The organism is Bacillus sp. H1a (genome assembly GCF_000633475.1).
Lineage (GTDB): Bacteria > Bacillota > Bacilli > Bacillales > Bacillaceae_G > Bacillus_A > Bacillus_A paramycoides.
This window is the reverse complement of the sequence record NZ_AYMH01000051.1, coordinates 1-8,888: the sequence shown is the minus strand read 5'-3', so window position 1 is coordinate 8,888 and position 8,888 is coordinate 1. Positions and strand designations below refer to the sequence as shown.

The following is an 8,888-nucleotide window of genomic DNA, read 5'->3' as shown; positions in this document are numbered from 1 at the left end:
CATACCCATTCCAGGGAAACCTATAATACGGTGAGAATCGAATGTCATGTTGTCACCTACTTTTTATAAATATTTCATATTCTTTTACATGATATGCTTAAAGAAAATAAAGGAGCTTATTCTCCTTTATAATTAGGCAGATTAACTACTGATAATGGTGATTATGTGAACGAATATTCTCTTCAGAAGATTTGAAGTAACTCTTCTATGCTTCTAGATAGATTGACTTCCGCTAAGTGGTGTTATGTTAAATGTGGTTATATAGAAAATATGTATTGTACATCATACATTGATGTACTTTATTTTGACTTTTTTTACAAAGTTTGTATACATTTTACGTTTTCAAACGTTAATTATATAGAAGGGGAAGTCAGATGATTCATGGTATATTTGAATCACTATTAGTAGAAAAATCTCAAGTTATTGATAAATATTTATTAAAGCTTAGTGTAGAGGTAAAAGATGCTGAAGATATTTCGGTAGAAAAACTGACTCCGTGGTTATTAAGGGTAGCAATTAATCAATATCGGGACTTATATAGAAAATCAAAACGTTTTAATCCGGTACCTATTGAGTCAGTTATACTTATTGGTCAAAAATCGTTAGATGAAATTATTCTAACGAAAGAATTCCAAATGGAAATACAAGCAGTGCTGGAAATAATGAATCCAGCTTACAAGGATATTTTATTATATAAAATATGATTATGAATTATCTTATAAGGAAATTTCATCTTTATTAGACATGAAAGAAGAAACGTAAGCGTCAAATATTCCCCACCTGCCATTTATAAATAACCCATGAGATAATCTCCTTACATACTACATGTGGAGGTTTTTTTATGGAAAAACACCTATTAAAAAAAGAATGGGAAGTCTATATTCAAGACTATAAAAACAGTGGATTATCAAAAGTTGCTTGGTGTAAAAAAAGAACCTATCGGCTCATCGGCTTTACTATTGGTTGAAAAAATTATCACCTCAAACGGAAGATCAGAATAAGAAAGAGCGTGTGGATTGGATTTCTATGAATGCCCCTGTCGTAGAAGAAAACATACATGTCACCATTCGAATTCACATTCAAGAAGCAACCATTGAATTAGATGTACCTTTTACTCCGCAAGTGCTCCTACAAGTGATACAGACGGTGAAACAACAATGATATCAGAAGTAGCGGTTGAAAAAGTATATCTTGCACAAGGAGCAACAGATTTACGTAAATCGATTGATGGACTAGCGGCTATTGTAAAAGAAGAATTTGAGCTAGATCCCTTCTCTTCTTGTTTATTTGTTTTTTGCAATGGCTCACGCGATAAACTAAAAATTCTTGTTTGGGAACATAATGGTTTCTGGTTGCACTATTGCAGATTGGAAAAGAGAACGCTTTACTGGCCAACTAAACATTCAAGTGTACCACTTACCATATCAAATCGACAATTGAGATGGCTTCTGATGGAGTTGCTTTTCACCAAAAGTAAATCCATCAAGCTGCACATGCGAGAACCATTTTATAAAAATCATATATGAAAAGGAATTTGGATAATTTTGTCGAATGTATTTATTTGGAAAAACAACACTTTCTCACTCAAATCAACCTTTGTTGTATATTTTGGAGTTACTTGACGTTTACTAAAGGTGTATGTACGAAAGGAGAGGATGAAATGTTAGGCCGATTTATTCGCAGACCTAGTAGGATTCTTTTAGGAATCATTATGATAGTTGGTTTTGCACTTCGTTTTATAACTTTACAAACACATGGTACAGATTTGACCATAGCTAGTGATGATATAGGTTATCAAAAAACAGCTACTATTTTATTAGAAACGGGAACGTTAACATATCATGAGCCTGATAAACCAACTATTCATATTATGCCAGGTTTTCCAGCTTTATTAGCTGCTGTATTTTATTTTTTTGGTAATGGCGTTGACGGTCTCTTTGTGGCTAAATTAATCATTATAATATTAGGAGTACTAAGTATTTTTCTAACGTATAAGATTGGTACTTATTTGTTGAATCCCGCAGCAGGATTAATAGGTGCTTTCTTATTAGCGATGTATCCTCCGGAAATCGTTATGGAAAATTTAACATTAACAGAAGGCCCATTTTTATTCTTTTCGTTAGGACTATTATATTGGAGTTTAAAATTAGCTGATACTCATTCAACGAAAGACCTTCTGATTGTATTAACATTCTACTTTTTAGCATTGTACTTCCGCGTGCAAATAGCTTTATATCCAATATTGCTGTTTATGTATCTTGTGATGAAGCGTTATCCGTTCCGTATTATGATGAAACAGGCATTTATAAGTATAGGAATAGCACTTATAGTACTTGGACCATGGTGGGCTCGTAATTATATTCAATTCAATAAATTTATTCCGTTAACTGCTGGAGCAGGGAATCCATTATTACTAGGGACATATCAAGGAGAAGGCTATCCAGGAGGAAAGGATATGGGAGAACTTGAAGTAGAATTACATGCAAAATACCCTGACATTGAAGCACATGAATTTATGGAATTAGAACAAAAAATAGCTATAGATAAAATGAAAGAATGGTGGAAGACAGACAAAGAGTCTATGATCCGGAGTTATTTAATTTTAAAACCAGAAATTCTTTGGAAGAAACCGTATTATTCTATAGAGCATAATATTGAAGTTTTTGATGTCTCTGCAAAAGATATGAATGAGATTTTTGACTTCATAAAACAGATGTTTTTAATATGTACAGTACTTTCATTTGTTTTTCTTTTGAAAAGGTGGAGAGAGACTACGTTTTTATGGTTAATCCTTTTATTACAAACGTACCTAACATGCCTGTATGTGGCATATGAACGATATGCACTCCCATTAATGCCATTGTTATTTATTGTAATAGGAGTAGGAATTGTAGCAACTGTAATGAAGGCAAATAAACTCATGTTTAAAAAAGAGATAGTTTTAAAAGGTTAATAGAATAGAAAAGTAAAATGGAAGTTACTCTTCATCCTTTACTTTTAATTTTTGTTTTAATAGTGCATAATCTTGTGTTAATGTAACAAGTTGATGATGAAGCTTAGAAATCTTTCGTGTTAAATCAAAAATTAAGATGAAGCAGAATAAAAGTCCAAATAAGAGTAAAACGGATGGTAGATACTCTACTTTCAACAGTTTACTAAAAATAAAAATTACTAATTTCCGCAATTGTACAAGCCATTTTTTATTATTTACATAGATTAACAATGAGATGATAATCATCTTACCATACCCCAAAACCCTAAATTACCTGTTCGGTAACTATCTTTAAAAGATAGAAAAAAAGGCAGTTTTTCAACTGTCTTTTTTTTATTATTTGCAAATATATATATTAAAAATCAAATACACCTTACTAATAAATACATATATTATATAGTGCTCCAACACACTACTAAAAAACACTCCACTAACAAAAAAGGCCATATTTTCTATCTGTCAAGAATTTAATTTCCTTATATTTCTTCTTTAATATCAACATTAATGTTTAACAAATCGTATTACTTAAAAATCTTTCGCAAAATTTTAATTTTGTTCCTATACGGTGGAAATACAAACCCTAAATCTATCCTTGAGCTTTTCTTTAAAATGCTTTTACAATGTGTAAAAGCATCAAAGCTATGTTTCCCATGATAGGCGCCGAATCCTGCATTTCCTACTCCACCAAAAGGTAAGTGGAGATTAGCCATATGCGACATTGTATCGTTGACGCATCCTCCTCCAAAAGAAATTCGTCCTAATACCTGCTTTTCAACATTTTTATTTTCAGTAAACACATACAAAGCTAACGGTTTGGGCTGGTTGTTAACCGTATGAATGACTTCATCTAAATCATTGTAATCCATAATTGGTAAAATCGGTCCGAAAATTTCTTCTTTCATAGCTGCATCATCCCATGATTTTACTTCAAGAAGTGTTGGTTCAATATATAAATGGCTTCTAGATGAATTTCCACCAAATACTATATAATTTTTGTCTTGCTCTAATATAGAAGTAAGTCTATCGAATTGTCTCTCATTAACAATTCGACCGTAATCATTGCTTTTTAATACATCTGATCCATAAAAGTTTGTAATGATTTTTTTCATTTTCGAAATCAGTTTTGCCTTGACAGATTTGTGTACAATAACATAATCAGGTGCAATACAGGATTGCCCAGCATTTATAAATTTTCCCCAGATAATGCGCTTGGCTGCTATATCGAGGTTAGCAGTTTTATCGACAATAGCTGGTCCTTTTCCACCAAGTTCTAATGTTACTGGTACAAGATTTTTCGCCGCAGCTTCCATGACAATTTTTCCAACTTGAACGCTACCAGTAAAAAAGATATGGTCAAATGGTGCATGAATCAATAAAGAAGTTGTTTCCCTGCCTCCTTCAATTACACGAATGTATTGCTTATCAAACGTTTCACTTATTATTTTGTTAATTACAGCTGAAACATTTGGTGCATTTTCTGAAGGCTTGAGAACTACACAATTTCCTGCCGCAATTGCCCCAATGAGAGGTTCAATTAATGATTGGAAGGGATAATTAAAAGGTCCAATAATTAGCACAGTACCATATGGCTCTTTTATTATGTAGCTTTTGGATGGGGCAAAATGAATAGGCGTTTTTACTTTTTGAGGTTTCGTCCATTGCTTTAGGTATTTCATTATAAAATTGATACTGTTAAATGCGAAACCAACTTCTGCAGCGTATGCTTCAAACTCGCTTTTGTGTAAATCTTGATATAATGCGCTCAGCACTTGATTTTCATATTTTTGAATAGAATCTTTCAACTTTTCTAACTGTTCAAGCCGGAATTGAAGACCTCTTGTATGATCATGATGGAAAAATTGTCTATGTTCTTGAATAAGTTGTTGTATGTTATCAACCACTAGGAAATCCCTCCAATAGCAAGAAAATATTTACATACCATGTCCATCAATTGTAGAGGGTATTTAATCCACATATCCTATTTACTAATGCATCCGTTTGTTGATAAAAGCTACTGTTAAACTAAGGGTGATAATCTTAGAAAATAATTTTAGACTGAAAGGGTGTTTTCTGTGTAGCATAAAATCTTTAAAAATTTCTCCAGTAGATCTGAAGGGATTTTTTGCTTACATAAGTGGGATTATTGGACTATTAATTATTACTAATTATCAGCTTTTGATGAATTAGAATTGTTTTCTAAAGAATTGCAACGATATATATCACCTGATGTTTTAGAGCAATTAGCTAGAAATACAGGATTTGTGAAACGAAAAAATAAATACCGCGCACAAGACTTAGTGGCCCTATGTATTTGGTTAAGTCAAAACATAGTTCATACTTCATTGACACAATTATGTAGTTGATTAGAAGCTAACACAGGCATTTCTATGAGCCCAGAAGGACTCAATCAATGCTTTAATTCTCAGGCTGTTCAGTTTTTACAACAACTTTTAGCACATTTACTTCACCAACAATTTTATTCTTCTACTGTGTACAAAATGCGCCACTTACTCCTCAACAAAAAGAAGCGAGAACTAAGTGAATATAAAGCAATCTAAATCATTAAGGATTACTATTTATATTTCAATCTCTACAACAAAATGCCCAAGAACTATTAAAAATCTTCCTTCGTTTGTTCAATCTCTTGCATAAAAATGGGCGAAAGTCTCATCGCAATGAGAAGAAAACAGTCTTTGATATATTTGTAGCCTTGGAATAAAGTTTGATTAAATTAACTTAATAAACCCTGATAAGTATGCGTATAAAGCTTATAAGTCTGGTGCGAGTAGAAAACAAATCTTAATAGCCGGAACCTTAGGTATAGTTGGTGAAGGTAGAGTTAAAGCTGCCAAAGCCGTAGTTAAAAATGCAGGAAGAGCAGGGGGAAGTACCAAATTAAGACAATTAGCAACTGATCAAAAAGTTTCTAGATCTTTACGTGGGTGGATTAAACAAGAGATTAATGAGATGAAGCGTAAAAAGAAAAAACATCTTCGGAATCCACCAGGATACCAATTAGCCCATCGAAGAGGAGAAGAATCAAGGAAAGAAAATTATATCTTATTATAAAAATAACAGGATATTAAATGATTAAAAAAGAACTTAAATTCTTGACAGATAGAAAATAAGTTCTTTTTTTGTTAGTGGAGTGTTTTTTAGTAGTGTGTTGGAGCACTATATAATGTATGTATTTATTAGTAAGGGGTGTTTAATTTTTAAAATAGATATTTACAAATAAGAAAAAAGGACAATTGAAAAACTGTCCTTTTTTCTGTTTTTTAAAGATAGTTACCGAACAGGTAATTTAGGGTTTTGGAGTATAGTAAGATGATTATCATCTCATTGTTAATCTATGTAAGTAATAAAAAATGGCTTGTACAATTGTTGAAATTAGTAATTTTTTTTTTATAAATTAGTTAATTGGATGTTTGATAGAGGAAAAAAGTCTAATCAATTGATTTACTTTTTTCATAAAATATGGTGTAAATAAATTTTTAGGAAAAAGGGGTTATGTTAAATGTCTTTTGAACGTAGATGTGAATGTGATGAATGTAATAGAAACAGAAGAAGAAGAAGAAGAGAATGTGAGGAGGTAAGAGAAGTGGGTAATTTTGAAAGACGAAGAAGATTAGATGGTATACGAGAAGGCGACAAAATTAATGTTTTTTCCGGTGGAGATCAGATTGATGGAACAGGGGTCTTTATTCGTGTAGAGGATGGATTTCTTATTTGGGTTGATGCTGGTGCGAACATTAATGTGACAAGCCTAGATGTTATTAGTGTCCGACGAGTAGTTTAATAGTATTTTAAATAATGTGAATGTGATGAACGTAATGGAAACCGAAGAAAAAAAGAGAATGTGAGGAGGTGAGAGAAGTGGGTAATTTTGAAGGACGAAGAAGATTAGATGGTTTACGAGAAGGCGACAGAATTAATGTTTTTTCCGCTGGAGATCAGATCAATGGAACAGGGGTCTTTATTCGTGTAGAGGATGGATTTCTTATTTGGGTTGATGCTGGTGCGAATATTAATGTGACAAGTCTAGATGTTATTAGTGTCCGACGAGTAGTTTAATAGTATTTTAAATAAATACCAGTAAAAGATAAGAGGAGAGGGCTCTTATCTTATTTTTTTTAAGGATTATTATATTAATTATTTTGGGATTGATTATGTTATGTAGATTAAATTAAGTATTTAAATACTTAAAAAAAGGAATTTATATAAAAATAAATTCCTTTAATAAGATAATAGAAAGGTAGGGTACATTATATGTGTAGATTTTTAATTAGGTTTGTACATTTGCACATTTAAATATACGTAGGTAACTTTATGGGTTGGTGGTATAGGATTGATTAATCCTTAATTATAGAATATGAATAATTTGGTAATTGGCTTGTACATTTTGAATAAATGTGCTGTTGTTTTATTTCTTGACATGGGTATTTATTTGGGTCTTTTGGATGCTAACCTTACAATAGTATATGTCCGCTATATGAAATGGTTTGTTATTTATGTTCAGTTGGGTAACATTTAGAAAAGAAAAACACCTATTTTTTTAATAGGTGTTTTTCTTGCAAATTGGCTTATAAATTAAAGGAAAGGTTTTTCTTTTAATAAATTTTTAAAAATCATCTCTACGATCATGTTCGCGTTCATGTTTATGCTCATCACATTCTCTGCAATGTCTACGACGTTTGCAACAGAAACGATCACAATCAGGTGAATTTATAGAGACTACGTTAATTTTTCTAATCGCAATACGTGCTAATCCTGGGAAACAATCAAAGTCAGATAGAATAATTACGTCGTTTCCTTGGAAACCTTGAAATGTTGCACTTGTAGGTGGTTGAGAATCAAATTGAATAACAATGCAAGTGCCGGGAGTTAATGTTCTTAAAAATTGTCGTAACTCAGGATTATGCTCTTCTCTTCGATGATCTTCTTTTCGATGATCTTCTCTTCGATGATGACATCTATCGAAATCACAACCTCCACCAAAACCAAAACCCATAATATTACCCCCTTTCGTTCGTTAGTACATCTTATGCTCGTCTAGAAAGGATGGTGTGCGTATATGAGTCTAGTTAAGTGTGGATTTTTTATTTAAAGATAAAGGTTGTCTAATATAGCATCTTTTTTTCTTTGTTTATTTCAATATATTCCAGTGTGACTTGTGGTGTACTATGTAACCCTTGTATTTTTCTATTCCACACAGTATGGTAAGTAGTTCAAGCAAACCAAAACCCTAGTTTCCTAGGGGAATGGGTATAATAGCTCGATTTATTTGAGCCTTTATATGATAAGACGTAATCATTATTGTTACAATCTGTAATGTTACCAATTAAAGAGCAGTTAGTAAAAGCTAACTGCTAGGCTTCAAGGAGAGGGTCATAGAGTAAGTACTCACAAAAATGGATTCAAGCTATCGTGGCTTATCTAAAGTAAGGAAAGGATTTGGAATTTTATTCAGAAGTGAAAAGGATGAATAATTTTAGGCTGTTCCAACTTGGCTTTGGTCTGCAACATCAGAATCGAATGTGTTTGTTGCACTAACACCGCTAAAGGTATTGGCAATAAAAGCAACATTTGATGCACCTGAACCATTATAAGCTTTTGTATTTTCTTTTGGAGGAACGTTATAAAAATCACCTAAGTTGAAAGAACCGTTACTATTTTGTACAACCAGATTTCCAATAACAGATGGCATTACTTTCACCTACTTTTTTAGGGAGTATTTAAATTGACATATGGTTTATGAGTCTAGATGTTCAACTGGATTTGAAAAATTAAAAATGAAGGTTGTTTGAAAGCCTAATAAAATAATCCTTTGTGCGACACGTCTCCTCATAAGTGTGCAAACACGAAATAGGGAGGTTATCAATTGGATAACAACAAC

Annotated in this window: 10 protein-coding genes and 3 pseudogenes; 9 read left to right on the top strand and 4 right to left on the bottom strand. The window is 32.2% G+C overall.

The genetic code is table 11. The annotated features are described in order from the left end of the window. The first annotated feature begins 374 nt into the window (after positions 1-374). The 5 genes and pseudogenes from U860_RS31890 (at position 375) to U860_RS0123245 (ending at position 2,953) form a co-directional block, all read left to right on the top strand. A pseudogene (locus U860_RS31890) lies at positions 375-762 on the top strand (sigma-70 family RNA polymerase sigma factor). Positions 763-841: 79 nt separating this feature from the next. Further along, on the top strand, positions 842-967 hold the full coding sequence (locus U860_RS36915) for a hypothetical protein (RefSeq protein WP_275887066.1): 126 nt from the start codon (positions 842-844) through the stop codon (positions 965-967). Continuing rightward, the gene (locus U860_RS36595; protein ID WP_240184490.1) at positions 964-1,161 is read left to right on the top strand and encodes a hypothetical protein; all 198 of its coding nucleotides are present in this window, start codon (positions 964-966) and stop codon (positions 1,159-1,161) included. The genes U860_RS36915 and U860_RS36595 overlap by 4 nt, the downstream gene beginning before the upstream one ends. Next, positions 1,158-1,526: an IS66 family insertion sequence element accessory protein TnpB gene (gene tnpB, locus U860_RS31880; RefSeq protein ID WP_081806877.1), complete on the top strand. Its 369-nt coding sequence runs from the start codon at positions 1,158-1,160 to the stop codon at positions 1,524-1,526. Before U860_RS36595 ends, tnpB begins: the two co-directional genes overlap by 4 nt. 134 nt (positions 1,527-1,660) lie before the next feature. After that, positions 1,661-2,953, top strand: a complete 1,293-nt coding sequence (locus U860_RS0123245; RefSeq protein WP_025150381.1) for a glycosyltransferase family 39 protein — start codon at positions 1,661-1,663, stop codon at positions 2,951-2,953. A gap of 24 nt (positions 2,954-2,977) precedes the next feature. On the opposite strand, the gene U860_RS31875 is transcribed toward U860_RS0123245, so the two are convergent. Continuing rightward, on the bottom strand, positions 2,978-3,238 hold the full coding sequence (locus U860_RS31875) for a DUF2304 family protein (RefSeq protein WP_025150380.1): 261 nt from the start codon (positions 3,236-3,238) through the stop codon (positions 2,978-2,980). 275 nt (positions 3,239-3,513) lie between these two features. After that, on the bottom strand, positions 3,514-4,893 hold the full coding sequence (locus U860_RS0123235) for an aldehyde dehydrogenase (RefSeq protein WP_025150379.1): 1,380 nt from the start codon (positions 4,891-4,893) through the stop codon (positions 3,514-3,516). Positions 4,894-5,181: 288 nt separating this feature from the next. Between U860_RS0123235 and U860_RS36590 the strand changes: the two are divergent. The 4 genes and pseudogenes from U860_RS36590 to U860_RS0123220 form a co-directional block, all read left to right on the top strand. Further along, positions 5,182-5,481 (top strand): annotated as a pseudogene (locus tag U860_RS36590) (IS4 family transposase); the annotation flags it as partial. Between the two features lie 241 nt (positions 5,482-5,722). Beyond that, positions 5,723-6,061: a polymorphic toxin type 8 domain-containing protein gene (locus U860_RS36910; protein ID WP_081806876.1), complete on the top strand. Its 339-nt coding sequence runs from the start codon at positions 5,723-5,725 to the stop codon at positions 6,059-6,061. Between the two features lie 448 nt (positions 6,062-6,509). Next, the gene (locus U860_RS0123225; RefSeq protein WP_071718313.1) at positions 6,510-6,791 is read left to right on the top strand and encodes a hypothetical protein; all 282 of its coding nucleotides are present in this window, start codon (positions 6,510-6,512) and stop codon (positions 6,789-6,791) included. 21 nt (positions 6,792-6,812) lie between these two features. After that, positions 6,813-7,066, top strand: a pseudogene (locus U860_RS0123220) (hypothetical protein); the annotation flags it as partial. A 547-nt stretch (positions 7,067-7,613) separates the two neighbouring features. On the opposite strand, the gene U860_RS0123215 reads toward U860_RS0123220, so the two are convergent. Both U860_RS0123215 and U860_RS0123210 read right to left on the bottom strand, forming a co-directional pair. Beyond that, positions 7,614-8,003: a hypothetical protein gene (locus U860_RS0123215; RefSeq protein ID WP_025150376.1), complete on the bottom strand. Its 390-nt coding sequence runs from the start codon at positions 8,001-8,003 to the stop codon at positions 7,614-7,616. 480 nt (positions 8,004-8,483) lie between these two features. Beyond that, positions 8,484-8,699, bottom strand: a complete 216-nt coding sequence (locus U860_RS0123210) for a spore germination protein (protein ID WP_025150375.1) — start codon at positions 8,697-8,699, stop codon at positions 8,484-8,486. Positions 8,700-8,888 lie beyond the last annotated feature (189 nt).

Bases quoted from the DNA above. Each gene is read 5' to 3' on its own strand.
- U860_RS31875 (WP_025150380.1), bottom strand. From the start codon at position 3,238: ATGATTATCATCTCATTGTTAATCTATGTAAATAATAAAAAATGGCTT.
- U860_RS0123225 (WP_071718313.1), top strand. From the start codon at position 6,510: ATGTCTTTTGAACGTAGATGTGAATGTGATGAATGTAATAGAAACAGA.
- U860_RS0123245 (WP_025150381.1), top strand. From the start codon at position 1,661: ATGTTAGGCCGATTTATTCGCAGACCTAGTAGGATTCTTTTAGGAATC.
- U860_RS0123210 (WP_025150375.1), bottom strand. From the start codon at position 8,699: ATGCCATCTGTTATTGGAAATCTGGTTGTACAAAATAGTAACGGTTCT.
- U860_RS36915 (WP_275887066.1), top strand. From the start codon at position 842: ATGGAAAAACACCTATTAAAAAAAGAATGGGAAGTCTATATTCAAGAC.
- tnpB (WP_081806877.1), top strand. From the start codon at position 1,158: ATGATATCAGAAGTAGCGGTTGAAAAAGTATATCTTGCACAAGGAGCA.
- U860_RS0123215 (WP_025150376.1), bottom strand. From the start codon at position 8,003: ATGGGTTTTGGTTTTGGTGGAGGTTGTGATTTCGATAGATGTCATCAT.